At 70.2% G+C, this 23,931-nt stretch carries 22 protein-coding genes; 11 read left to right on the top strand and 11 right to left on the bottom strand.

Annotation, left to right across the window (positions count from 1 at the left end; translation table 11 throughout):
• Window positions 1–117 precede the first annotated feature (117 nt).
• A complete protein-coding gene (locus OC490_RS47375; protein ID WP_262064262.1) occupies window positions 118–876 on the bottom strand; it encodes an SGNH/GDSL hydrolase family protein in 759 nt (252 codons plus the stop codon).
• Between the two features lie 78 nt (window positions 877–954).
• Between OC490_RS47375 and OC490_RS47370 the strand changes: the two genes are divergently transcribed.
• Window positions 955–1,959 (top strand): WD40 repeat domain-containing protein, encoded by a 1,005-nt coding sequence (locus tag OC490_RS47370; protein ID WP_262064261.1) that lies wholly within the window; start codon window positions 955–957, stop codon window positions 1,957–1,959.
• Between the two features lie 26 nt (window positions 1,960–1,985).
• On the opposite strand, the gene OC490_RS47365 is transcribed toward OC490_RS47370, so the two are convergent.
• Entirely contained in the window at window positions 1,986–2,759 is a 774-nt protein-coding gene (locus OC490_RS47365) for a TetR/AcrR family transcriptional regulator (protein WP_262064260.1), read from the bottom strand.
• A 113-nt stretch (window positions 2,760–2,872) separates the two neighbouring features.
• Between OC490_RS47365 and OC490_RS47360 the strand changes: the two genes are divergently transcribed.
• Together OC490_RS47360 and OC490_RS47355 are read left to right on the top strand one after the other, a co-directional pair.
• The gene (locus OC490_RS47360; protein ID WP_262064259.1) at window positions 2,873–3,889 is read left to right on the top strand and encodes an ATP-binding cassette domain-containing protein; all 1,017 of its coding nucleotides are present in this window, start codon (window positions 2,873–2,875) and stop codon (window positions 3,887–3,889) included.
• Entirely contained in the window at window positions 3,886–4,773 is an 888-nt protein-coding gene (locus OC490_RS47355) for an ABC transporter permease (protein WP_262064258.1), read from the top strand. The genes OC490_RS47360 and OC490_RS47355 overlap by 4 nt, the downstream gene beginning before the upstream one ends.
• A gap of 97 nt (window positions 4,774–4,870) precedes the next feature.
• Here the strand turns inward: OC490_RS47355 and OC490_RS47350 are convergent, their stop codons facing one another.
• Window positions 4,871–6,484, bottom strand: a complete 1,614-nt coding sequence (locus OC490_RS47350) for a hypothetical protein (RefSeq protein WP_262064257.1) — start codon at window positions 6,482–6,484, stop codon at window positions 4,871–4,873.
• A gap of 364 nt (window positions 6,485–6,848) precedes the next feature.
• On the opposite strand from OC490_RS47350, the gene OC490_RS47345 reads away from it, so the two are divergent.
• The gene (locus OC490_RS47345; RefSeq protein ID WP_315986737.1) at window positions 6,849–7,478 is read left to right on the top strand and encodes a DUF5753 domain-containing protein; all 630 of its coding nucleotides are present in this window, start codon (window positions 6,849–6,851) and stop codon (window positions 7,476–7,478) included.
• Window positions 7,479–7,480: 2 nt separating this feature from the next.
• Window positions 7,481–7,663 (top strand): DUF397 domain-containing protein, encoded by a 183-nt coding sequence (locus tag OC490_RS47340; protein WP_262064256.1) that lies wholly within the window; start codon window positions 7,481–7,483, stop codon window positions 7,661–7,663.
• Window position 7,664: 1 nt separating this feature from the next.
• Here the strand turns inward: OC490_RS47340 and OC490_RS47335 are convergent, their stop codons facing one another.
• From OC490_RS47335 to OC490_RS47300, 8 genes are all read right to left on the bottom strand, one after another.
• Complete coding sequence (locus OC490_RS47335) at window positions 7,665–8,477, bottom strand: acyl carrier protein (protein WP_262064255.1); 813 nt, start codon at window positions 8,475–8,477, stop codon at window positions 7,665–7,667.
• A 303-nt stretch (window positions 8,478–8,780) separates the two neighbouring features.
• A complete protein-coding gene (gene serC / locus OC490_RS47330) occupies window positions 8,781–9,899 on the bottom strand; it encodes a phosphoserine transaminase (RefSeq protein WP_262064254.1) in 1,119 nt (372 codons plus the stop codon).
• Window positions 9,900–9,998: 99 nt separating this feature from the next.
• On the bottom strand, window positions 9,999–11,228 hold the full coding sequence (locus OC490_RS47325; protein ID WP_262064253.1) for a cytochrome P450 family protein: 1,230 nt from the start codon (window positions 11,226–11,228) through the stop codon (window positions 9,999–10,001).
• A gap of 88 nt (window positions 11,229–11,316) precedes the next feature.
• Window positions 11,317–12,522 (bottom strand): cytochrome P450, encoded by a 1,206-nt coding sequence (locus tag OC490_RS47320; RefSeq protein ID WP_262064252.1) that lies wholly within the window; start codon window positions 12,520–12,522, stop codon window positions 11,317–11,319.
• Entirely contained in the window at window positions 12,519–13,157 is a 639-nt protein-coding gene (locus tag OC490_RS47315) for a GTP-binding protein (RefSeq protein ID WP_262064251.1), read from the bottom strand. The genes OC490_RS47320 and OC490_RS47315 overlap by 4 nt, the downstream gene beginning before the upstream one ends.
• Window positions 13,138–13,482 (bottom strand): DUF742 domain-containing protein, encoded by a 345-nt coding sequence (locus OC490_RS47310; RefSeq protein WP_262064250.1) that lies wholly within the window; start codon window positions 13,480–13,482, stop codon window positions 13,138–13,140. The genes OC490_RS47315 and OC490_RS47310 overlap by 20 nt, the downstream gene beginning before the upstream one ends.
• Window positions 13,482–13,886 carry a roadblock/LC7 domain-containing protein gene (locus OC490_RS47305; RefSeq protein WP_019057294.1) on the bottom strand — a complete coding sequence of 135 codons (405 nt, stop codon included), beginning with the start codon at window positions 13,884–13,886 and terminating at the stop codon, window positions 13,482–13,484. The genes OC490_RS47310 and OC490_RS47305 overlap by 1 nt, the downstream gene beginning before the upstream one ends.
• Window positions 13,883–15,709, bottom strand: a complete 1,827-nt coding sequence (locus OC490_RS47300; RefSeq protein WP_262064249.1) for a sensor histidine kinase — start codon at window positions 15,707–15,709, stop codon at window positions 13,883–13,885. Before OC490_RS47300 ends, OC490_RS47305 begins: the two co-directional genes overlap by 4 nt.
• A 208-nt stretch (window positions 15,710–15,917) precedes the next feature.
• Here OC490_RS47300 and OC490_RS47295 point away from each other — a divergent pair, with 208 nt between their 5' ends.
• The 6 genes from OC490_RS47295 to OC490_RS47270 all read left to right on the top strand — a co-directional run bounded on the left by OC490_RS47295 (window position 15,918) and on the right by OC490_RS47270 (window position 23,767).
• Entirely contained in the window at window positions 15,918–18,773 is a 2,856-nt protein-coding gene (locus tag OC490_RS47295; RefSeq protein ID WP_262064248.1) for an FAD-binding and (Fe-S)-binding domain-containing protein, read from the top strand.
• Window positions 18,773–18,946, top strand: a complete 174-nt coding sequence (locus tag OC490_RS47290; RefSeq protein WP_262064247.1) for a hypothetical protein — start codon at window positions 18,773–18,775, stop codon at window positions 18,944–18,946. Before OC490_RS47295 ends, OC490_RS47290 begins: the two co-directional genes overlap by 1 nt.
• 53 nt (window positions 18,947–18,999) lie before the next feature.
• Entirely contained in the window at window positions 19,000–20,124 is a 1,125-nt protein-coding gene (locus OC490_RS47285; RefSeq protein WP_262064246.1) for a lipid II:glycine glycyltransferase FemX, read from the top strand.
• A gap of 248 nt (window positions 20,125–20,372) precedes the next feature.
• Window positions 20,373–20,504, top strand: a complete 132-nt coding sequence (locus tag OC490_RS47280) for a hypothetical protein (RefSeq protein ID WP_019072556.1) — start codon at window positions 20,373–20,375, stop codon at window positions 20,502–20,504.
• 105 nt (window positions 20,505–20,609) lie between these two features.
• Window positions 20,610–22,694 carry an ABC transporter ATP-binding protein gene (locus OC490_RS47275; protein WP_410099270.1) on the top strand — a complete coding sequence of 695 codons (2,085 nt, stop codon included), beginning with the start codon at window positions 20,610–20,612 and terminating at the stop codon, window positions 22,692–22,694.
• A 137-nt stretch (window positions 22,695–22,831) separates the two neighbouring features.
• Window positions 22,832–23,767, top strand: a complete 936-nt coding sequence (locus OC490_RS47270; RefSeq protein ID WP_410099271.1) for an EamA family transporter — start codon at window positions 22,832–22,834, stop codon at window positions 23,765–23,767.
• The last annotated feature ends 164 nt before the right edge of the window (window positions 23,768–23,931 follow it).

Raw genomic sequence — 23,931 nt, 5'->3', positions numbered from 1 at the left:
GCGCAGCCGCACGGTTCAACGACGCGCACGGTGACCGCGATACGCGCCGATCAAGCCATCGACCACCTCACCGACGACTGGATCGCCCGGTATCGGGATCGGTAGGTGTCGGCCGGCCTACCTGTGCCTCCGGGAGGGCCGACGCGAGGACCGATGGAAGGGCCCCGCGTCGGCCACCGGTTCCGAGCCGCCGTACTCCCCGTACTCCACGTACTCCCCGCCCACCCCCCAGGCCTGATGCATCGCCCCCGCGAACGCCCCCGCGATCCGGTGCTCGCCGGACGCGTTCGGGTGGGTGCCGTCGTACGTGTCGTGGTTGACGTCGTACGACTCCGGGAGGGAGGCCAGGAGGATCGGGGAGCGCGGGTCGTCCAGGTCGGCGACCGCCTTCGCCTGGAGTTCGTTGAAGAGGGCGACCTCGGCGGCGAAGGGGGCGTCCGTCTGGGCGCGGACGTTCGGGATGACGGGCAGGAAGACCATGCGGATGGAGGGTTTCGCGGCGCGGGCCTGGGCCACGAAGGCGCGCAGGTTGTCGGCCGTCTGGGCCGCGTTCGTGTAGAAGCCCAGGTCGATCAGGCCGAGGGAGACCAGCAGCACGTCCGCCCGGTGCGCGCGCACCGCCCCGCCGATCAGCGGGGCCATGTGCAGCCAGCCCTCGCCCCACCCGGCGAGGTGGAAGTGCGGGAAGTCGGGGTCGGCGTACTCGTACGACGTGGGCGTGTCCGTCGCCTTGTCGTACAGCGTCTCGCGCGGGCCGACCACGGCGAACGGGCCGCCGTAGGTCGCGCGCAGGTGCTGCCAGATCCGGTAGCGCCATGTGTGTTCGCCCGCGCTCCCGATCGTCATGGAGTCGCCTACGGGCATGAACCTGAGCATCCGCTCATGATGGACGATCAGTGGCCGATCGCCGGAGCCGGTGGGGTGTGAGGCCTGCCACGATGGCAGGCTTGGGGCATGCGTCGCTTCCTCGCGTTCCTCGGCGCCGGCTTTCTCGTCGGCGCGCTCGCCCTGCCCGCAACCGCAGCAGCACCGGCCGTCGCCGACGAGGGTGGCAAGGGCGACAAGGGGTTCACGATCACGGACTCCCGGATCACCGAGTCCAGCGGCCTCGCCGCCTCCCACCTCCACCCGGGCATCTACTGGACGCACAACGACAGCAACGACGGCCCGTACATCTACGCCGTCGACAGCAGCACCGGCAAGACCGTCGCGACCGTCACCTTCAGCGGTGTCGGCAAGCCGCGTGACGTCGAGGCCATCTCCATCGGACCGGACAACCAGATCTACGTCGGCGACATCGGCGACAACCTCGACGGGACCTGGCCCTACGTCTGGATCTACAAGCTGCCCGAGCCGAAGGTGCTCAAGGACCAGACGATCCGGGCCAAGCAGTACGTCGTGAAGTACTCGGACGGGGCGCGCAACGCCGAGTCGCTGGTCGTGCACCCCAAGACCGGGCGCGTCTACATCATCGACAAGAAGGAGGACGGCGGGCATCTCTTCGAAGGCCCGGCCACGCTCTCCTCCTCCGGCACCAACTACTTCAGGCCCATCGCCTCCGTCGACCTCTGGGCCACCGACGCCGCCTTCTCCCCCAACGGCCAACAGCTCGCCGTACGCGGCTACTTCGGCGGTATCTACTACGACTGGAACGGCGGGAAGATCAAGCGCAAGGGGCGCCTCGACGTGCCCTTGCAGGGACAGGGGGAGTCCGTCAGCTACTCCGCCGACGGGACCAAGCTGATGTACGGGAGTGAGGGCACGGACAGCCCGGTGCAGGCCGAGGACGCGCCCGGCGGTGCCACGTCCGCTTCCAAGTCACCTTCGGAGGGCGGGAGTTCGGCGAGCGGTGACGACAGCGGTGGCAGCTCGGGGAAGAACCTGAAGGTGGGCGCCGTCGCCGTCCTGATCGTCTGCGGGGCCGTGATCGGACTGCGGCGGCTGACCCGTCGTAGCTGAGTCGTAGCCGAGTCGCTGCTGAACTCTCAGTCCCCGCCCCGCTGTTGGACCAGGACCTCAAGACCGTCCAGGATGCGGCCGAGCCCGAACTCGAAGTGGTCGAAACCGGCGGTGAAGGTGTCGGGGGAGAGGGACGCGAGAGTCGCGTAGGCGCCGGTCGCCATGGCCTTCTCCAGGGCCGGGACCTGGGCGCCGTAGAACTCCGCGTCGGTCAGGCCGGTGGAGCGGGCCGCCTCCTCCTGGTGGACCTGGGTGCGGGCGGCGCCGACCACATAGCCGTCGATCATCACGACCGTCGAGACGAGTTCCGGGTCGGTCAGGCCCATCGGGCGGATGCGGCCGAGCAGGTGTTCCAGGGTGGCGAGGGCGCGCGGGCCGAGCAGCGGGCGGGACTGGTTGACGCGCAGCAGCCAGGGGTGCCGGCGGTGGACGGCGAGCGCGTCCCGGGCGGCCGTCTCCAGGGCGCCGCGCCAGCCGTCGGGGGGCGTGCTGGAGATGGGCCGGTCCGGGAAACGGACCCGGTCCAGCATCAGGTCGAGGAGTTCGGCCTTCCCCGGGACGTACCGGTACAGCGACATCGCGCCCGTGCCCAGTTCGGTGGCCACCCGCCGCATGGAGACCGCGTCGAGCCCCTCCTCGTCCGCGATGCGGATGGCCGCGTCCACGATCCGGTCGACGCTCAGGCCCGGCTTCGGGCCGCGGCTGGGGCGGGGGCCGGTGTCCCACAGCAGTTCGAGGGTGCGGCCGATGTCGCCGCTGCCGCTGGATTCCTGACCGCTGTTCGCCGGCCTGCTCGTCATGGGGGGAGAGTCTAGGTCCGGGAACCAAAACCGAGTACACCGTACGCGTAATCGGATACGGTGCACGCAGTTCGCATTGTTTGGAACGCTCGGTACGGGAGGGAGGGAAGGGCATGTCCGGTGGTGACGGGTACGTCGTGGAGGCCGAGGCGCTGGAGAAGCGCTACGGCGACAAGCGCGCCCTGGACGGCTTCGACCTCGCCGTCCGCGAGGGCACCGTGCACGGTCTGCTCGGCCCGAACGGCGCCGGCAAGACCACCGCCGTACGCATCCTCTCCACGCTCGTCCGGCTCGACGGCGGCACGGCGACCGTCGCCGGACTCGACGTGGCCAGGCAGCCGCGCCAGGTGCGCTCCCGGATCGGGCTCACCGGCCAGTACGCGGCGATCGACGAGATCCTCACCGGCCGGCAGAACCTGGAGATGTTCGGCCGCCTCTTCCATCTCGGCCGTAAGCGGGCCAAGTTGAGGGCGGCCCAACTCCTGCGCCAGTTCGACCTGGAGGCCGCCGCGGACAAGGGCGCGGGCGGCTACAGCGGTGGTATGCGCCGCCGCCTCGACCTCGCGGCATCGATGATCCTCGCCCCGGCCGTCCTCTTCCTGGACGAACCGACCACCGGCCTCGACCCGCGCAGCCGTGGCGAAGTCTGGGAAGCCGTACGGGAGTTGGTGGCCGACGGCACCACCGTCCTGCTCACCACCCAGTACTTGGAGGAGGCCGACCGGCTGGCCTCCCGCATCACCGTCATCGACCAGGGCCGGGCCATCGCCGACGACACCCTCGACGGCCTGAAGAACCGCGTCGGCGGCGACCGTGTCGAGGTCGTGGTCCGCGAACCCGCCCACATCCCCTACGCGTTGCAGGCGGTCGCCCGGGTCGCCCACGGCGGTCAACCCGAGGCGGACATCGCGGAGTTGCGCGTCCACGCGCCCGTCGCCGACCGGGTGGGCTCCCTCACCGAAGTCGCCCGCTACCTCCAGCACTACGGCATCCCGGTCGAGGACATCGGCCTGCGCCGCCCGAGCCTGGACGACGTGTTCCTACGGCTGACGGGCCGCCGTACGGAGGAAGAACCGGAACCGGAGCCGAAGGTGGAGCCGGAGCCGGAGACCGAGGGGGCGGCGGCGTGACGACGGCATCCGAGGGCACGGGACGGACGTACCGCAGACGCCCCCAACACGGCCGTGTCTTCTGGACGATCGCCGACTGCTGGAACGTCGTCCGGCGCGGCCTGACCCACTACCGGCGCCAACCGGTCAGCATTCTCTGGCAGTTGGGCTTCCCGATCCTTTCCGTGCTGCTGTACGGGTACGTCTTCGGCAAGGCGATGCGGGTGCCGGGCGGCGGCGACTACAAGGCGTTCTTGATGCCGGGCATGTTCGTGATGACGGTCGCCATGGGCTTCGTCTCCACGGCGACGATCTTCGTGAACGACGCGAAGAAGGGCGTCATCGACCGCTTCCGTTCCATGCCGATGGCGCCGTCGGCGGTGGTCGCGGGGCGCGGCGCGACCGATCTCATCGTCGCCTGCGCGGAGTTGGGCATCATGATGGCCACGGCCTACGGCATGGGCTGGCGCCCGGAGTTCGGCGCGGGCACCCACTTGGGCACCGGCCTCGGCATCGACATCGGCCTCGGCCTGAACTTCGTGAAGGCGGTGGCGCTGCTCCTCGCACTCCGCTTCGCGCTGATCTGGGTAGGGGTCTGGCTCGGGCTTCTGCTCCCCGGCCCCGAGCAGGTGGGCGGCCTGTTCGCGATCGTCTTCCCGCTGACGATGATCTCCAGCATCTACGTCTCCCCGACACAGATGCCCCACTGGCTCGGCCAGGCCGCCCTCTGGAACCCGCTCTCCTCCACGGCGGGCGCCGCACGAGCGCTGTTCGGCGCCCCGACGGGCCAGGGCACGTCGTGGCCGGAACAGCACGCGCTGCTGCTGGCCGGGGTGTGGCCGGCGGCGCTGACGCTGCTGTTCCTGCCGCTGGCGGTACGGCGGTTCCGCAGGCTCAGCCGGTAGCGGATCAGGGTCTTGCGCCGGTCGGCGGGGTGCGGGGTGTGGGTGAGGTGGGCGGGTTTCTTCAGGCGGACGAGCATCGTGGTGACACTCTCGGTGGTCAGCTCCGCAGCAGCCGGATGCCCAACACCCACGCGCACAGAGTGGCCGGTGACCACTCCCCGTGGTGCTTCGCGCCCGACCTGACACCTGGGGTCGTGGCGTCCGTGGTGGGTTCCAACTGCCACAGCAGGGAGCCCGGTTCGGTGGGGAGCACCTCGGCTCCGATGCCGGTCAGGACGTGTCCGGACGCGGGGACCGGCAGAGCGGAGGAGGGATGCGGCACCGGGCCGCCCTCGCTCTCCGTGAAGTCTGTCCAGGCATCGACGACGTACTCCGCTCCATCGATCACGAAGGAGGACTTCAGGCAGACTGCGAAGGCGTCGATGGTGCAGGGGCTGGAGATCTGGTGGTCCTTGGAGCGCACGGTCCAGGCGTCGCCGGCCCGGGGGAAGGACGCGGTGGCCAGGTTGCCCTCGGCGTTGTCGCCCCAGGGATCCCGCCAGTTGACCCGGAAGCCCCCGCCGATCAGGGTGTGGTTCTCCGGGACCCGGGCGGAGACGAAGGGGTGCGCGGCGTGCCCGCTCCGGGTCCGGACGACGGTCAGCAGTTCCTCGTCCAGCCGCTCACGGCTGACTCCGTCGATCTTCATCCCGATGGCGAATGCGGTCAGCCGGTGCGGCTGGGGGAGGTTGTGGTCCTTCGAAGACGCCAGCCACGCAGAGCCGTCGTCCGCCGGGTAGGAGGCGGTGAGCAGTGCGCCGTGCGGTGAATCGACGGCGGTCGCGCCGCCGCCTATCGCCACCATGTCGCTGTCGACGTTGGCGCGGAGGTCGGTGAAGTGCTGCTGGTCGTGGTCGGCCCGGTACCGGAAGGCCGCGGTGGTGATCAGCCCGGAGGCGTCGCGACGGCGGAACAGCTCGATGTCCTGCCGGGACCTGGCCGACGGGAGGAGGGTCTTCCCGAGGGGACCGAGGGGGGACGCGAGGCTCGACCAGAACGGGTGGGGGGCGGGCGTGACGGCCGGTCCGGACGGGTGGCGTACGCGCGCGGGGTCCGTCGGCAGCGGGTAGCGGGCGGACGCCAGGTCCGGCCCGAGGTCGGCCAGGGTACGGGTGGGGTTCAGCCCGGCGACAAGCACGTCGGTCGGCGGCCGGAGGGCAAGGAGGTGGCGCACCGCCTCCAGGCCGGGCGGCGTACCGTAACTCTTCGCGGCGAACCGGCGGGCCCGCTCGGGGGAACGGTCGGTCAGGCAGCGGAGCAGGGACGGGGCGGCCCCTGGGGCGGAGTCGTCCGTCGCCCGCCAGGTGTCGTCGCCCTCCTCCCGCCAGAAGGCGGCGGCCGTCAACTGCGGGTCCTCCAGGCAGTCGCACCCGGCGTCGTCCAGTACCGGCCACAGAGCCTTGGGGACGTCCTCAAGGACCCTCGGCCGCCCCTGCCCCGGCTCTTGGTGCCAGTGCAGCAGCGCCCCGGCCTCGGAGAAGTCGACGCGCAACCAGCGGCCGTCCCGGTGCACCAGCCGAGCTGTCTGCGGCCCGGTCTCCGGGGCGGTGAAGGTGCAGGCACGGCGGGCGGCGTCCGGTTCGAGGATCGCGTGCAGCACCGCCAGCGAGCGGCAGTGGTCACGGAGCGCAGTGGTGTCCGGCATCCGCCGGGCGGCGTCGTGGAGGTTCATGGCGCCATTCAAGCGCCCGGCACCGACAACGGGGGTCGCCTCCATGGGTTTCGTCAACCCGCGCGCGGGGGCAGGTCGCGGGGCGCAGAAGGTGCAGTCACGTTCGGCCGCCGTCTTTGGTCCGGCAAGCGGACGGTGGCTGCCGGCGGGCGTCGTAGAGGAGCGGGAGCCGCCATACGTATGGGTCGGGTACCCGGACCTCTTGCGTGAGGTCGGTGCCGCTCAGAGGTGCGCGGGGCATGAGCAGGCGGGTCAACGCCTCAGCGGTGTGCCAGTGCCGCGACCAGTGCGAGTCCCCGGCCGCCCTCTTCATCCGGGGTCGAGTCGCGTCACTGATGTCGAAGAGCGCGCCAAGCTGGAGGGCTTGGCCAAGCACTCCAAGAACCGGGGGTGGTGGCTGGAGCACGCGGAACACTTGCGGCCGGACTACTTGGACCACATCGCGTTGGAGGATGACGCGACTTACATCCGACAGTGGCAACCGGTGCTGGTTCCTGGACTGTTGCAGACCCCGGCCTACGCGGAGGCGATCATCGAGGCGGGTCCTGGCTACATCGCTCCGGAGAGGCTTGAGCAATTGGTGAAGGTCAAGCAAGGGCGCCAGGCGAAGATCGGGGAGGGCGGGACCTCGTACACCGCCATCTTCTGGGAAGTGGCTGTCGCGCACCCGTTGGTGAGCGTCGACACTCACCGGCAGCAACTGTCCGCGATCCTTGACGCCATGAAGCGGCAGAACGTCACAGTGCAGGTGCTGCCGCTCAGTGCGGGCGTGCTGGTGGGCTCGATCCCCGCGTTCTCGTCATTCAGCTTCGACTCCGAGCCCACCGTCGAGGCTGTGGCCATGGAGAACCTGCGAGGTACGTCGGTACTCGAAGCGCCGGATGATCTCGCGGCTTACGGCAATGCGTTCGACCTACTGCGATCGGCGGCACTGGCACCGGAGGCGAGTGCGCGACTCATCCGAGACGTACTGCGGAGCATGAAGGAAGAATGATCGTGACCGAGGTCGTGGGCACCTTTCGAAAGTCGTCGTACTCCGCACAGGAAGGTGACTGTGTAGAGGTTGCCCACACAACCGACCACGGACGCGCCATCCGCGACAGCAAGCGCCCGGAAGACGGCACCCCCCTCCTCACCGTCTCCCGGGAAGCCTGGCGCAGCTTCGTCCAGTACCTCTGAACTACCCCCGAGGCAACGACGTGTTGGTGATCGGCAGGGCCTCCTGCGCCCCCGCCACGTACATGTCCCTCGGCGCCGTGCGCAGCGTGAACGTGTCGTCGTAGCCCGTGACGCGGACCGACAGGACGAAGGAGCCGCCGTACGTGGCGATCGTCTTCACGTCGTACTCCTGCTCCCAGTAGGTCTGCAGGAAGACCTCGGTGCCCGCGGGCTGGACCCCCTTGGGGAGGGTGACCCTGCCCGTGACAGTGAGGATGTCGCCGGACTTCACCTTCTTCTTGCTGACCCGGTAACTGACCGAGCTGGCAAGGGCGTTGGCGTTCACCGTGGTGTCCGCGTAGTAGCCGTCCTGCGGGGTGTTGAGGTTGCCGTCCACGTCGTACAGGGCGGTGATGTCCACCCCCTGCTGGACGTTGAGCAGGCTGCTGCCGGTCGTGTGGTCGATGGCGACACCGGGGATGGTGAACTTCCCGTTCGCGTCGGTGACCGGCGTGCCCAGGTCGCGCGGCTCGTAGTAGGTGGGGTCGATCGGGTCGCCCCACGGGTTCCAGGTGGTGAACTTGACGACTTCCTGGACGGTGACGGGGATGTTCGGCGCGGGCGTGCCGTCGGCCTTGGTGACCGTGCCGGTGACGTCGACGTGACGGTTGTCGTAGCCGGTGGCGGCCGGGCTGGTGGTCACCTTCAGTACGTAGGCGTCGCCGGGGGAGGCGTCCGAGGGCGTCGCGGAGGCGGCGGGTGCGGACAGGGCACCGGCGGTGAGCAGTAGCGCGGCGGTGGCGGCGAGCCGCGTCGGCAGGGACTTCCTGGTCATGGGGCAACTCCAACTTCGGTCGGGAGTGCAGGAGTTGCGCCGCGGAGGTGCGACGCTGCAGGTTCGACCGGTGGAGCGGGGCGGGAGTTGTTCCCTGTGCTGTCGCTGTTACGTGGCTGTGGCGGGGGGTCGGTTTGCCCCGGTTCCGGGTTCACCTCGATGTCGGCCGGAGGCCGCCCGCCGTCCTTTATGCCCTTCTGCGACGTGAAGGGCGCCCCGCAACCAGCTCCGCGGGGCGCCCTTCACGTCGTAGCCGAAAAGTCGTAGCCGAAAAGTCGGATCCGAAAAGTCGGATCCGAAAAGTCAGAGCTTCTCGATCACATAGTCGATGCACTTCGTCAGCGCCTCGACGTCCGCCGGGTCGATCGCCGGGAACATCGCCACGCGGAGCTGGTTGCGGCCGAGCTTGCGGTAGGGCTCGGTGTCGACGATGCCGTTCGCGCGCAGGACCTTGGCGACGGCCGCCGCGTCGATCTCGTCGGCGAAGTCGATGGTGCCGATGACCTGCGAGCGCTTGGTGGCGTCCGCAACGAACGGGGTCGCGTACTTGCTGTCCTCCGCCCACGTGTACAGACGCGTCGACGAGTCCTTCGTGCGGGCCGTCGACCAGGCCAGTCCGCCCTGGCCGTTGATCCACTCCAGCTGCTCGTTGAGGAGGAACAGGGTGGACAGGGCCGGGGTGTTGTACGTCTGGTTCTTGCGGGAGTTGTCGATCGCGGTGGGGAGCGAGAAGAACTCCGGGACGTGGCGGCCGGACGCGTGGATACGCTCCGCGCGCTCGATCGCGGCGGGGGAGAACACGCCGATCCACAGGCCGCCGTCGGAGGCGAAGGACTTCTGCGGGGCGAAGTAGTAGACGTCCGTCTCGGCGATGTCGACCGGGAGGCCGCCCGCGCCCGAGGTGGCGTCGACCAGGACCAGTGCGCCTTCGTCGGCGCCCGCGACGCGCTTGACGGGCGCGGCCACACCCGTCGACGTCTCGTTGTGCGTGAACGCGTACACGTCGACGCCCGCCTCGGCGGCCGGGTCCGGGTGCGTGCCGGGGTCGGACGTGATGACGGTCGGCTCGGCCAGCCACGGGGCCAGCTTGGCCGCCTTGGCGAACTTGGAGCTGAACTCGCCGAAGGTCAGGTGCTGCGACTTGTTCTCGATGAGGCCGTGGGTCGCGACGTCCCAGAAGGCCGTCGAGCCGCCGTTGCCGAGGATCACCTCGTAGCCCTCGGGGAGGGAGAACAGCGCGGAGACGCCCTCGCGCACCTTGCCGACCAGGTTCTTCACCGGGGCCTGGCGGTGGGAGGTGCCCAGCAGAGACGTACCGGTGGCGGCCAGCGCGTCCAGCGCCTCCGTCCGCACCTTGGAGGGGCCAGCGCCGAACCGTCCGTCGGCGGGCTTGATGTCAGCGGGAATCTCGATATCAGCCACGAGCCGGAGCGTATCCCCTCGGTGAAACCGGACGGAAACGCGTCCGTTCGATGAGACGGCCAGGGAGGAGACCTCTCCGGCCCGTGGACTGACGGTGATCTACGGCGTCAGCCGTACCGGCAGCTCGAAGATGTCGTTCTGCGTCACCACCGGCTTGTTGCGGAGCTCGCTCGCCGGGACCGCCAGGTCCAGGTGCGGGAAGCGCTCGTAGAGGGCCGGCAGGGCCACGTCCGCCTCCAGCCGGGAGAGGGCCGCGCCGGGGCAGACATGCGGCCCGTGGCCGAAGGAGATGTGCCGGTTCTCGCTGGTGCGGGTGATGTCGAACTCGCCGGCCGTCGGGCCGTGGGCCTCCTCGTCGCGGCCGATCGCGGCGTACGACACGATCAGCGCGTCCCCGGCCGGGAGGACCTTGTCGCCGACCTGGACGTCCTCCGTGGCGAAGCGGATCAGGACGTGCGAGGTGGGTGTGGAGTGGCGCAGGGTCTCCTCGACCACCGAGGACCAGTCGGCCTCGCCGGCCAGGACCAGGGCGCGCTGGACGGGGTGCGTCGACAGGTTGACGACCGCGTTGACGATCAGCGAGATCGTCGTCTCGTGGCCCGCCGCGACCATCAGCTGCAGCGTGGAGACGATCTCCTCGTCGGTGAGGTGGTCACCGTCCTCGGAGGCCGCGATCAGGGCCGACGTCAGGTCGTCGCCCGGCTCCGCGCGCTTCGCCGCGACCGTCTGCGCCATGATGCCCGCGAGCTCCGTCAGTGTCGCGATCACCTCGGCCGGCGGGGTCTGCGTCGAGAAGAACTTCTCGAACAGCTCTTTCAGACGCGGGAGTTGGGACTCCGCTATGCCCATGAGGTCGGCGATGACGTACATGGGCAGCGGGTACGCGAACTCCGCCTTCAGGTCCACGACTTCACCCTCGGCCGCCTCAACTCCGTTGAGCAGGCCCTCCGTCAGCTTCGCGATCCGCTCCCGCATCTGCTCCACCCGGCGCGGGGTGAGCGCCTGCGCGACCAGCGTCCGCATCCGGCGGTGGTCGGCGCCGTCCACGGTCAGCATGGAACGGCCCGGGTTCGCCAGCCCGATCAGCGGCCAGTCCGCGGGTATCTCCCCGCGCTGCCAGGCCCCCCACACGTTGATGTCCTTCACCAGCCGCGGATCCGTGAGCAGCTGTTTCGCCTCGGCGTGACGGGTGACCGCCCACACGGGCACCCCACCGGGCAGTTCTACGGCGGCCAGCGGACCGGCCGCACGAAGCCTGGCGCTCTCGCCGTCCAGGTCGCCGACGAAGGGGTCGAGAACGATACGGGTCTCTTCAGTACCGGTGCTCATGCGGGAGTGCCTCCAGAACAGGCTCAAGGGCTCAAGGGCTCAAAGGTCGGAACTCAGAACTCAGAACTCAGAAGTCAGAACTCGGAACTCAGAGCGCGGGTACGGGCGTGAACCGCACCGGCAGCGCGGTCAGTCCCCGCAGCCACGGCGAGGGCCGGCGCGTCAGGGACTCGGCGGGGACCGCCAGGTCGATGTCAGGCAGCCGGTCCAGTACGACCTCGATGCCCGTCCGTGCGATGACCTCGGCGACCTCCTGCGCGGGGAACGGACACCGGTGCTCCCCGTGCCCGAAGGAGAAGTGCGCGTTGTTGCCGCCGGTGAGCGCGGAGCCGTCGGTGCGGACCTGCGGGTCGGAGTTGGCGCCCTGGAGGCCGAGCAGCAGCAGGTCACCGGTGCGGATGCGCCGGCCGCCGAGCTGGGTGTCGCGGGAGGCCCAGCGGCCGGCCACGTTCTGCGTCGGGGTGTCCTCCCACAGCACCTCGTTCATCGCCTCGGCGACACTGTTGCGGCCACCGAAGAGGGAGGCCGCGAACCGGTCGTCGGTCAGCATCAGGCGCAGCGAGTTGCCGATCCAGTCGGCGGTCGGCTGGTGGCCCGCAGCCATCATCACCATCAGGTCCTGGGCGATCTCGACGTCGTCGAAGCCGGAGGCGTGCGTGAGCATGCGCGACACGACGTCGTCGGCCGGCTCGTCCTTCCGGTCGGCCAGCAACCGCCCCATGGACGTGGCCAGATGGGTCTGCCCGGCGATGGCCCGCTCACGTCCGTCGATCATGTCGTTGAGCGCGGTGACAAGACCCGGGCCCTGCTCGTCCCGGAAGCCGTAGAGCCGGGCCAGGACCCGCACCGGCAGCAGCATCGCGTAGTCGCCGATGATGTCCGTCTCGCCCTTGGCGCAGATCCCGTCGATCAGCTCGTCCGCGAACTTCTCGGTGTACGACCGCAGTTCGGACGGGTCCACGGCCTCCAGCGCGTCGCTGATCATGCCGACGCGCTCGCGGTGCCGTTCGCCGACCGTGTAGAGGATCGACGGCTGCTTGCGGCCGATCATCGGCAGCAGCGGCCAGTCGTCGGGGATGTGGTCCCACTGGCTCCACAGGTCCGAGTCACGGCTGAACAGGACGGGATCGCCGGTGACTTGGTGCAGTTCGCGGTAGCCGAGCACCAGCCAGGCCGGGATGTCGCCGTCCAGCACCACGGGTGTCACGGAGCCGTGCTCGCGCCGCATCTCCCGGTACAGCCGCGCCGGTTCGGTCTGGAACCTGGGTCCACTCAGCGGTACGGGCGCGGTCACAGGGCCAACTCCTGGTGGGGGACGGGGACTTGGGGGCGGGCGGGGCCCTGGGTGCCGTAGGAACTCTTGACGTGCTCGACCAGGGTGATCAGGACCCGCTTCGCGGACGCGCGGGAGCGGGCGTCGCAGTCCAGGAGGGGGACGTGCGGGTCGAGGTCGAGGGCTTCGCGGATCTGCTGCGGGGCGTAGGCGGGGCCGCCGAAGTCGTTGCAGGCCACGATGAAGGGGGTGCCGTGGTGTTCGAGGCGGTCGATGGCGTACCAGGAGTCGCCGATGCGGCGGGTGTCGACGAGGACGACCGCGCCGAGCGTCCCGGAGAACAGCCGGTCCCAGAGGAACCAGAAGCGTTCCTGGCCGGGGGCGCCGAACAGGTACAGCACATTGCGGGCGTCGAGCGTGATGCGGCCGAAGTCGAAGGCGACGGTCGTCGCGGACTTGCCGCGCACCTCGCTGATGTCGTCGACGGCCTCGCCGGCCTTCGTCATCGTCTCCTCGGTGTTGAGGGGACGTATCTCGCTGACCGAACGGACCAGTGTGGTCTTGCCGACGCCGAAGCCGCCGACGACCACGATCTTGAGGCCGTTGTCGGCGGAGGCACCCAAGGGGGTGCGCGCGTCAGAGGTTGCGGAGTCCAACGAGCACCTGTTCCAGGACGTCGGGATCGGACACGGCCTTGCGCGGATGCCGGGCACTGACCCGGCCGGCCGCGAGAAGGTCGGAGAGGAGGATCTTGGTGATGCTCACCGGGAGCCTCAGTTCGGCCGCCAACTCCACCACCGCGGTGGGGTGTTCGGTGAGCCGCAGGATCGCCGCGTGCTCCGACTGCATACCGGTCACCGGATCGCACTCGGCGACCACGAGGGTCACCAGGTCGAACGGGTTGTCCGGTGCGGAACGGGTGCGGCCTCCGGTGAGCGTGTAGAGGCGGTCGGGTGAGTCGTCCCTGCCGGGGCGGCTCATCACGAACGGGGTTCCGCGCGCAGGTGCTCGCCGAGCTGCTCGACCAGCTCGCTCATGTTGTGCCCGATCAGACCCGCGTCCGCGTCCTCCGCGGTGACCAGGGCCAGATGCGCGCCCTCGCCCGCCTCGACGATGAACAGCACCCCGCCGTAGAACTCCGTCATCGCGGAGCGCACACCCCCGCTGCCGTCCCCGAACTCCACCGACGCGCCGTGCGACAGCGACTGGATTCCGGCGGCGATCGCGGCGAGCTGGTCGGCCTGGTCGACGGAGAGTTCGGGCGTCCGGCACAGCTTCAGGCCGTCCCGGGACAGCACCAGCGCGTGTCGCGCGCCCGGGGTGCGCTCCAGGAGGCCCTCGATGAGCCAGGTGAGCTTCTCGTCGGCGGTGGTCGTGCCGGTCATGAGGTGGGGTTGCCTTCCGGGTGCGGACGGGTGAGGGACGTGGCCGGTTCGGAGCGCTCCGGCTCCGACTCCGGTGCGGGCACGGGCTGTTCGGCCGGTGCGCCGAACTCCGCTACGGACTCCGGCTGTTCGATCGGCGCGCCGAACTCCGGTACGGGCGGCGGCAGCTGTTCGATCATCGCGCCGCGTACGGCCTGGCGGAAGCTGTTGAAGCGGGCGGCCCGGGCCAGGGTGTCGTCGGCCGTGGGCGCGGGGCGCGGCAGTACGGGAGCCGCGGCCTCCGCACGCGCGCGTGAACGCTCGGCCTCCGCCAGGGCCTGGCCCCGGCGCCGCTTGGGCAGGCCTTCCGGGAGACCACCCGGGGCGGCGTCCGGCCGCTGCTCGGCCAGGACCTCGGACAAGGCGTCGGACAACTCGTCGCGGTCCGGGGACTCGTGCGTGGGGACCGGATCCGGGTCCAGGTCGGACACGGCGTGCGCGGAGGCGTACGACACCCGCAGCTGTCCGATGACGACCGGTTCCGACGCGGCCTCCGGCTCCGGCTCCGGGTTCGTGTTCGTTTTCGGCAGGGCGGCCGACGGCTCGGGGAGCGCGAGGACCTCCTGCGGAGCCGCCGGGGTGTCCTGCGGCACCAGGATGTCCTGCGGTACGAGCATCAGGACGCCCGTGCCGCCACGCGCGGAGGGCCGGTACGACACCTTCAGGCCGTACTTGCGGGCCAGCCGGCCGACGACCGCGAGGCCCAGCCGGGTGCCGGTGAGACCGCCCAGCTCGGCGGAGTCACCGCCCACGGCCCGTTCGGCGCGCCGGAGTTGGATGTCGCCCATGACCAGGCCGCTGTCCTCGACGGACACGATGACACCGGCCGGCACCTCCTCGACGTACACATGCACTTCGGCGGTCGGCGGCGAGAAGTTCGCGGCGTTGTCGAGGAGTTCGGCGAGCGCGTGCATCACGCCCTCGGCCGCGTGCCCGGCGACGGCGGCATCGCTCGCGGAGTGCACCCGCACCCGCTGGTAGCCGCTGATCCGGCCCATCGCGCCGCGCAGGATCGACTCCATGGCGATCGGGCGGGCCCAACGACGGCCGGAACGGGCGCCCGTGAGGACGGCGACGGAGTCGGCGAGACGGCCCGCCTGCGCGGTGCGGTGGTCGAGGTGCAGCAGATCGGCGAGGACGTCCTCGTCGGAGTGCCGCTCCTCCATCGCGCGCAGGTCGGCGAGCATGCCGGTGGCCAGCGCCTGCATACGGCCCGCCGCGTTGGCGGTCGCGGAGAGCGCGGCGGCGCGCTCGTGGGAGTCCTGGCGGGCCCGCTCGGCCAACTGCTTGTTCTCGGCGGTCAGTCGGGCCCGCTCCAGGGTGCTCTCCTCCGTGATGCGGCTGCGCTCCTCCGCGAAGGACGTGGTGAGCCGCATCCGCTCCTGGGAGAACTCGGAGGTCAACCGGGCGCGTTCCTGCGTGAGTTCCGCGGTCAGCCGGGCCCGCTCGTGGGTCAGCTCCTCGGTCAGCTGGACGCGCTCGCGGTCCAACTCCGTGCTCAGCCGGGCCCGTTCCTGCAGCAGGCGGCCCGCGTCCAGGGTGACGGCCTCCAGCCTGCGGCGGGTGACACGAGCGGTCTGGTAGGCGTGCGCCGCCGCCGCGACGGCCGCGCACAGCAGCAGCGCGCCGGCGCCGGCCGCGCAGGCGACCGCGAGGCGCTGCGAGTGGGGCGCCACCCGGACCGCGCCGACGACCGCGAGTCCGGCCAGGACGGCGGTGAGCAGCGGGGCGGGGGCGAGGGTGCGGAAGGTGGGTCGTTCGCCGGGAAGCATGGGGGCGGTCATGAAGGGGGTCCTCGGTCGGTCCTCGGGCGTCTTTGGTCGGGGTCCTCTGTCGTCCTCTGTCGTCCTCGGTCGTGCCCTCGGGGGGTGCTCGTCGGGTTCCTGGGGGAGAAGCGACACCGGGTGCTCAACTGTCGGTCACTATATGAGAGTTAGTGATCGAACTGGGGAGGTTCTGGATGCGTTTACAGAATCCCTTCATGCTGGGGGCATGCCGGATCTTCAGTCGGAGCTGACGAGGACCGTCCGGGGCGAGGTCGGCTTCGACGTCACGTCCCGGGCGCTGACGACGATGGACGCGTCCAACTACCGACGCGTCCCCCTGGGTGTCGTCGCACCCCGTGACGCCGACGACGTGGCGGCGACCCTCGCCGCCTGCCGGGCCCACGGAGTCCCGGTCGTGGCACGCGGCGGCGGCACCTCGATCGCCGGCCAGGCGACCGGCACGGGCGTGGTCCTCGACTTCACCCGCCACATGAACGGCCTGCTGTCCCTGGACCCCGCCGCCCGCACGGCCGTCGTCCAGCCCGGCCTGGTCCTCGACCGCCTCCAACAGGCCGCCGCCCCACACGGGTTGCGCTTCGGCCCCGACCCCTCGACCCACAGCCGCTGCACCCTCGGCGGCATGATCGGCAACAACTCCTGCGGCTCCCACTCGGTCGCCTGGGGCACCACGGCGGACAACGTGAGCGAGCTGTCGGTACTCACCGCGCGCGGTGACTCCCTGCGCCTCGGCCGCGACTGGGCAGGCGCCCCGGAGGGCCTGCGCCCCCTCGTGGAGGGCGAGTTGGCCCGCCTGCGCACGGGCTTCCCCGCCCTCCCCCGCCGTATCTCGGGCTACGCCCTGGACGCCCTCCTCCCCGAGAACGGCGCCGACGTCGCCCGCTCCTTCTGCGGCAGCGAGGGCACCCTGGGCATCCTCACGGAAGCGGTCGTACGACTAGTCGAGGCACCCTCCGCGCGTGCCCTCGCGGTGCTGGCGTACACGGACGAGAGCGCGGCGGCGGAGGCGGCGGCCGGATTGCTGCCTCTCGCACCACTCACGGTCGAGGGGATGGCGGCCGACCTGGTCCGCTCCACGGCGGACCTCCCCCGGGGCGGTGCCTGGCTGTTCGTGGAGACCGGCGGCGACACGGCGGCGGAGGCACGCGCGCGTGCCGAGGCGATCGTCCGCGCGGCCGACGTCGTCGACTCCCTGGTGGTCACGGACCCGGCGGGCCAACGGGCGCTGTGGCGCATCCGCGAGGACGCGAGCGGCACGGCGACGAGGATGCCCGACGGCTCGGAGGCCTGGCCGGGCTGGGAGGACTGCGCGGTACCGCCGACCCAACTGGGCGCGTATCTGCGGGACTTCAGGTCGCTGTTGGGCGTGTACGGCCTACGGGGCACGCCCTACGGCCACTTCGGGGACGGCTGCATCCACGTCCGCATCGACTTCGACCTGCTGACGGTGCCGGGCGTGGCCCGCTTCCGCAGCTTCTCCGAGGACCTGGCCGACCTGGTGGTGGCCCACGGCGGCTCCCTCTCCGGCGAGCACGGCGACGGCCAGGCCCGCGCGGAGTTGTTGCCGAAGATGTACGGCGACGAGATGGTGACCCTCTTCGAGCGCGCGAAGGCGGTCTGGGACCCGGACGACCTCCTCAACCCCGGAATGCTCGTCCGCCCCGCCCCCCTCGACACGAACCTCCGCTTCTCCGTCCTGCCCCGCGAACCGGTGGACGTCGTCTTCGGCTACCCGTCCGACGGCGGCGACTTCACGGCGGCGGTACGGCGCTGCGTGGGGGTGGCCAAGTGCCGTACGACAGAAGTGTCCGGGTCCTCGGTGATGTGCCCGTCGTTCCGGGCCACCGGGGAGGAGGCGCACTCCACGCGCGGGCGGGCCCGGCTGCTGCACGAGATGCTCGCGGGCGAACTGGTCACCGACGGCTGGCAGTCGACCGAGGTCCGGGACGCACTGGATCTCTGCCTCTCCTGCAAGGGCTGCCGCACGGACTGCCCGGTCGGGGTCGACATGGCCACGTACAAGGCGGAGTTCCTGCACCACCACTACGAGGGGAGGCGCCGGCCCGCGTCCCACTACACGATGGGGTGGCTGCCGCGCTGGCTGCGGCTGGTGGCCCGCACCCGGACCGCGTGGCTGGTCAACTCCCTTGCTTCGGTAAGGCCGTTGGCGGCTCTGGCGAAACGGCTGGGCGGGATCGCGAAGGAGCGGAAGATCCCGCGGGTGGCGGGAGTGCCGTTCACGCGGGCGTGGCGGCGGGAGGTCAGGGCGGAGTCACGGCGGAACACGCACGACGGAGTGGAGTACGTGGAGACGCCCTCCCGGGGCCATGTCTACCTGTGGCCGGACACCTTCACGGAGCACCTCTCACCGTCCGTCGGCCGCGCGGCCGTGCGGGTACTGGAGGCGGCGGGGCTGGGCGTGCTCCCCGTCCTGCCGGTGATGGCGGGGAAGCCCGTCTGCTGCGGACTGACGTATGTGTCGACGGGCCAACTGGACCGCGCCCGCGAGGTCATGCGCACCACCCTGGACGGAATGGGCGTGCTGGTGGAGGGCGAGGGCGCTCCGCCCGTCGTCGTCCTGGAGCCGAGCTGCGCGGCGACCCTCCGCACGGACCTCCCCGAGCTGCTGCCCGACGACCCCAGGGCGGCCCGCCTGGCCGCCAGGGTCCTCACCTTCGCCGAGGCCCTGGACCGCCACGCCGCCCCCGACTGGACCCCGCCCCGCATCGACCGCCCGACGGTCGGCCAGACCCACTGCCACCAGCACGCGGTACTCGGCGACACCGCCGACCGCCGCCTGCGCGCCGCCGCCGGCCTCACGGGCGAACTGTCCGGCGGCTGCTGCGGGTTGGCGGGCAACTTCGGCTTCGAGAAGGGCCACTACGAGGTGTCGGCGACCTGCGCGGAGGAACAACTCCTCCCCTCCGTACGGCAGGCACCGCAGGACGCGGTGGTCCTGGCGGACGGCTTCTCGTGCCGTACGCAGCTGGAGCAGTTGGCCGGGGTTCGGGGCAGGCACTTGGCGGAGGTACTGGCGGAGGCACTGGAGGCAGAAGCACAGTGATGGACGAACTCGACCGGGTGGCGGTCCTCTCCGACATCCCGACGGCGATCACCCGCCTCGTCCGGGAGTCCGCCTACCCGGAGATCGCCGACTGGGCGGCCTACTTCCTCGACGCACGGGCGTCGGACACGGAGGCCCTGGAGACGTTCGGACCGCGGGACGGCCGGAGGTGACTGCCTAGGCTGGCCGTTCGATCACCGTGCCGAGCAGCCAGGGAGCCCCGCGTATGACCGACCTCCGTCTCCGCCCCATCACCTCCGCCGAACACCTCGCGTTCGTCGCCGCCCGCCCCTCCGCCAGCCATATGCAGGTGCCGTCCTGGGGTGCGGTGAAGCCCGACTGGCGGGCGGAGAGTCTCGGGTGGTTCGAGGGGAGCGGGGAGTTGGTCGGGGTCGGGCTCGTGCTGTACCGGCCCGTGCCCAAGTTGAAGAAGTACCTGGCCTATCTGCCCGAGGGGCCGGTCATCGACTGGCACGCCGCCGACCTCGACCGCTGGCTCGACCCGATGCTCGCGCATCTCAAGGCGCAGGGCGCTTTCACGGTGAAGATGGGGCCGCCCGTCGTCGTTCGCCGCTGGAGCGCGGACGCGGTGAAGGCGGCGATCGCCGATCCGGACGCGCGGCGGCTGCGGGACGCGGAGCCGACGTCGTACGAACCGCGTGCCTACGAGATCGCCGACCGGCTGCGGCGCGCCGGCTGGCAGCAGACGGAGCCCGGGGGAGAGGACGGGTTCGCGGCCGGGCAGCCGCGGTACGTGTTCCAAGTGCCGTTCGCCGGGCGGTCGTTGGACGACATCCACCGCGGTCTCAACCAGCAGTGGCGCCGCAACATCAAGAAGGCCGAGAAGGCCGGGGTGAAAGTGGTCCGGGGCGGCTACGACGAACTCCCCGCCTTCTACGAGCTCTACGCCGAGACCGCCGAACGCGACCGCTTCATCCCGCGCCCGCTGCCCTACTTCCAGCGCATGTGGACCGCCCTCACCACCGAACACCCCGACCGCATGCGCCTCTACCTCGCCCACCACGACGGCGACATCCTCGCCGCGGCCACGATGCTGACCGTAGGCCGGCACGTCTGGTACTCCTACGGCGCCTCCACCAGCCGCCGCCGCGAAGTGCAGCCCAACAACGCCATGCAGTGGCACATGATGACCGACGCCCACCAACTCGGAGCCGCCGTATACGACTTCAGGGGCATCACCGACACCCTGGAGGAGTCGAACCACCTGCTGGGGCTGCTGCGCTTCAAGGCCGGCGCCGGCGGGGAGGCCGTCGAGTACCTGGGGGAGTGGGACTTCCCCCTCAACCGGCTGCTGCACAAGGCGCTGGACCTCTACATGGCGCGCCGCTGAGGACCCTGTCTGAGGGCGGAACCACAGGTTCGTTAAGGCTGCTCTCAGGTTTATTAGAGAACTCTCAGGTTGGCGGACGTCGCTCAGGATTCACATAGGTATTCACAGCACGTGCTTGCCGTTCGCTTGCCGACTTTGCTGCTTCTTGGCGTCGGTGGCGTGTAAGTTTCTCGGTGTCGGGAATTCCCCGGGCGGTAAAACGCTCGACTTTGACGCACAAATTCCTCTGCACAACCTAGGAGTTCGGAATGGGCCTCAACAAGCTCGCCCCGCTGCCCAAGCCCAAGAAGCAGCAGCTGCCGCCCCCGCCGCCCCCGAAGCCCCGCAAGAAGCACGAGCCGAAGCCCCTGCCGAAGCCGCTGCCCGGCCAGGACAGCTGATCCGGCAGTAGGAGGAGGGCCGACCCACGCAGTCGGCCCTCTTTTCTTTCCTGAATTCGAAAATCCAGAGAATTCTGATGACGGAAAGTGGAGGGCGTTGTGGACATGGATATGGAAGAGGAAGACCTCGAATACGAGGACGACGAAACTCCCACCATTCCCGCCCGCACGGCTTTCCGCCGTTTCTGGCCGCTGACCGTGGGTCTCAGACGCTGGCTGATCCTCGTCTGGGTGTGTACGGTGATCGCCGCACTCGCCGAGACCGAGTCGATCCTCCTCTTCAGCGACCTCACCGACCGCGCCCTGGCGAAGGGATCACTCGCCGCGTTCTGGAGCCCGGCCGTCAAATGGCTGGGCGTCGCGCTCGTCGGCGCGGTCGTCGCCTACGCCGGCAACTCCCTCGCCGCCTGGGCCACCGAACGCTTCGTGATGAGACTGCGCGAGCATGTCTTCGACCACGTACAGCAGTTGCCGCCGCACTTCTTCCAACGCCACCGCCAGGGCGACCTGTTGTCCCGCCTCACCAGTGACGTCGAAGCGATCGAAACCCTCGTCGTCTCCGGCGTCGTGGGCACCGCCTCCGCGATCTTCTCCGCCCTCTTCTACGCAGCCGCCGCGTTCTGGCTGCGCTGGGACCTCGCCGCGGCCACCTTCGTCCTCGCCCCGCTCTTCTGGCTGGCCGCCCGCCGCTTCTCCGGCTCCATCAAGGACGTCTCGCGCGCGGGCCGCGTCGCCGACGGCGCGATCACCTCCGTCGTCGAGGAGTCCCTCGGCAACATCGTCCTCACCCAGGCCTACGGCCGCCGCGACGCGGAACGCCGACGCCTGAACGAGGAGGCGAGCGCCTGGTTCCGCGCCTCCGTCCGCTCGACCCGCCTCAACGAGGCCTACGAGCAACTCGTCAGCGTCATCGAGACCGTGTGCGTGCTCGCCGTCATCGGCATCGGCGCCTGGGAGATCTCCACCGGCCGCATGACCCTCGGCCAACTCCTCGCCTTCTCCGCCTTCTTGGGCTACCTCTACCCGCCCGTCCGCGGCCTGGCCCAACTCGGCCTCACCATCACCGCCGCCACCGCGGGCGCCGAGCGCCTGATCGAGATCCTCGACGTACGACCGTCGGTCGCCGACCCCAGCCACGGCACGGAGTTCGGCCGCCCCGACGGCACGGTCGAACTCCGCGACGTCTCCTTCAGCTACCCGGGCGCGGACCGCACGGCCCTGGAGGGCCTCTCCTTCACCGTCAACCCCGGCGAGCTGGTGATCGTCACCGGCCCCAGCGGCGCAGGCAAGTCCACGGTCTCCAAAATGCTGCTCCGCTTCTACGACCCCGAAGTCGGCGAAGTCCTCCTCGACGGCGTCTCCCTGCGGGACCTCCCTCTCGCCCGCCTGCGCGAGTACGTCACCCTGCTCCCGCAGGAGACCCTCGTCCTGCACGACACCGTCCGCGCGAACATCGCCTGCGGCCGGCCCGGCGCGAGCGAGCAGGCGATCATGGACGCGGCGATTGCGGCCGACGCCCACGAGTTCATCCTCCGCCTGCCCGACGGCTACGACACGAGGGTCGACCCCAACTCGGCCCGCCTGTCCGGCGGTCAGCTCCAACGACTGGCGATCGCACGGGCGATTCTGCGCGACGCTCCGGTCCTCGTCCTCGACGAACCGACGACCGGGCTGGACTCGATGGCGGCCCGACGGGTCGTGAAGCCACTGCGACGACTGATGGCCGGTCGTACGACGATCATGATCACCCATGACCTCAACCTCGCTCCCGACGCCGACCGGATCCTGGTCGTCGACCGGGGACGGATCGTGGAGACGGGGCGGCACGACGAGTTGATGGCGCGGGGCGGGGCGTACTCGCGACTGCACCGTTCGCAGAACAACGCGGTGATGGACACCGGGGAGCTGCGGTTGCCCCTGTTCGCCGAGGCAGGGGCAGGGGCAATGGCAGGGGTGGCGGCGGGAGTCCAGTACGCCGCGGCGCCTCCGGTCTTCGTCGAGAGCTGGGCGCCACAGCCGCAGGGGTACCAGACGTATCCGGCACAGCAGGCGCAGCAGTCGCAGCCGGTGTATCAACCTGCGTACGTCGAGGCCGAGTACGCCTCCGATCCGCTCTTCGGTCCCATGCCCACCACCCTCCCCGACGGTCGGCCGCTGTTCCGTGACGAGGTTCCCTGGAGCGGCATCTGAGTCACTGATCATCCGGCGGGCCGGCTCCAGGACAGTTGCATAAAGGGTTCTCACACCTGTCTCAGTCCACTACCATGGACCGAGCAGTGCATCGTGATGGACGAATCCCGAGCTGATCCCCTGGAAGCGCCGTGAGCATCCCCAGTACGTCGACGACCGCCCCCGTGGCGACGACCCCCGTTGCCGCCCCTCGTCGGTTCGGTCCGGTGGGCCTCGTGCTGGCCGGGGGGATCTCGGTGCAGTTCGGTGGTGCGCTCGCGGTGACGCTGATTCCGCGGGCCGGGTCGCTGGGTGTGGTGACGCTTCGCCTGCTGGTGGCGGCGGTGGTTCTGCTCGTGGTCTGCCGCCCGAGTCTGCGTGGTCACTCGCGTACGGACTGGGGGACGGTCGTCGTCTTCGGTGTCACGATGGCCGCGATGAACGGGCTCTTCTACCAGTCACTGGCCCGCATCCCGCTGGGCCCGGCGGTCACCCTGGAGGTACTGGGCCCGCTCGCTCTGTCTGTGCTGACTTCCAGGCGGGCGCTGAACGCGGTGTGGGCGGGACTCGCTCTGGCGGGAGTGTTCCTGCTCGGTGGGGGAGGCTTCAGCAGCCTGGATCCTGTAGGCGTGGCCTTCGCGCTGGGTGCGGGCGCTATGTGGGCGACGTACATAGTTTTCAGTGCCCGTACAGGGCGCCGCTTCCCGCAGGCCGATGGACTGGCGCTGGCGATGGTCGTGGCGGCGGTGGTGTTTCTGCCGCTCGGTATCGCGGAGTCCGGTACGAGGCTGCTGAACCCTGTGACCATCGCGCTCGGGTCGGCGGTGGCGGTTCTTTCGTCCGTTCTTCCCTACACGCTTGAACTTCTGGCGTTGCGACGGCTGCCTGCTTCCACCTTCGCCATCCTGATGAGCCTGGAACCTGCCATCGCGGCGACGGCGGGCTTCCTGATCCTTCACCAGGCGCTGTCTGTCTCTGAAGCCTTGGCTATTGGGCTGGTCATCGGGGCGAGTATGGGGGCTGTGCGGACTCAGGTGGGGCGGGGGAAGGTGAAGCGGGAGGCGATGCAGGAGGCTGCTGGGGTTGCTCCTTAGGCGTATGTGAACGTTGGGCCACTCGCTTCTTTGTCAGTGTCGGGCTTCCGCGGACCGAGTAAAGGGCGCTCCCTGCGGTCGCGTCGCCTGCGGCGATTCCGCTGCGCTCCACCCTTGACTCGGTCCGCTCCAGCCCGTTTGAGAAGCGAGCGAGCGGCCGGGGA

The sequence above is a fragment of the Streptomyces sp. STR69 genome, from assembly GCF_024519455.1.
Lineage (GTDB): Bacteria > Actinomycetota > Actinomycetes > Streptomycetales > Streptomycetaceae > Streptomyces.
Note: the sequence above shows the minus strand (reverse complement) of the source record. Positions and strands in the feature narration are given on the sequence as shown.

Bases quoted from the DNA above. Each gene is read 5' to 3' on its own strand.
- OC490_RS47375 (WP_262064262.1), bottom strand. From the start codon at position 876: ATGCTCAGGTTCATGCCCGTAGGCGACTCCATGACGATCGGGAGCGCG.
- OC490_RS47370 (WP_262064261.1), top strand. From the start codon at position 955: ATGCGTCGCTTCCTCGCGTTCCTCGGCGCCGGCTTTCTCGTCGGCGCG.
- OC490_RS47365 (WP_262064260.1), bottom strand. From the start codon at position 2,759: ATGACGAGCAGGCCGGCGAACAGCGGTCAGGAATCCAGCGGCAGCGGC.
- OC490_RS47360 (WP_262064259.1), top strand. From the start codon at position 2,873: ATGTCCGGTGGTGACGGGTACGTCGTGGAGGCCGAGGCGCTGGAGAAG.
- OC490_RS47350 (WP_262064257.1), bottom strand. From the start codon at position 6,484: ATGAACCTCCACGACGCCGCCCGGCGGATGCCGGACACCACTGCGCTC.
- OC490_RS47335 (WP_262064255.1), bottom strand. From the start codon at position 8,477: ATGACCAGGAAGTCCCTGCCGACGCGGCTCGCCGCCACCGCCGCGCTA.
- OC490_RS47325 (WP_262064253.1), bottom strand. From the start codon at position 11,228: ATGAGCACCGGTACTGAAGAGACCCGTATCGTTCTCGACCCCTTCGTC.
- OC490_RS47310 (WP_262064250.1), bottom strand. From the start codon at position 13,482: ATGAGCCGCCCCGGCAGGGACGACTCACCCGACCGCCTCTACACGCTC.
- OC490_RS47305 (WP_019057294.1), bottom strand. From the start codon at position 13,886: ATGACCGGCACGACCACCGCCGACGAGAAGCTCACCTGGCTCATCGAG.
- OC490_RS47300 (WP_262064249.1), bottom strand. From the start codon at position 15,709: ATGACCGCCCCCATGCTTCCCGGCGAACGACCCACCTTCCGCACCCTC.
- OC490_RS47295 (WP_262064248.1), top strand. From the start codon at position 15,918: ATGCCGGATCTTCAGTCGGAGCTGACGAGGACCGTCCGGGGCGAGGTC.
- OC490_RS47290 (WP_262064247.1), top strand. From the start codon at position 18,773: ATGGACGAACTCGACCGGGTGGCGGTCCTCTCCGACATCCCGACGGCG.
- OC490_RS47285 (WP_262064246.1), top strand. From the start codon at position 19,000: ATGACCGACCTCCGTCTCCGCCCCATCACCTCCGCCGAACACCTCGCG.
- OC490_RS47280 (WP_019072556.1), top strand. From the start codon at position 20,373: ATGGGCCTCAACAAGCTCGCCCCGCTGCCCAAGCCCAAGAAGCAGCAG.
- OC490_RS47275 (WP_410099270.1), top strand. From the start codon at position 20,610: ATGGATATGGAAGAGGAAGACCTCGAATACGAGGACGACGAAACTCCC.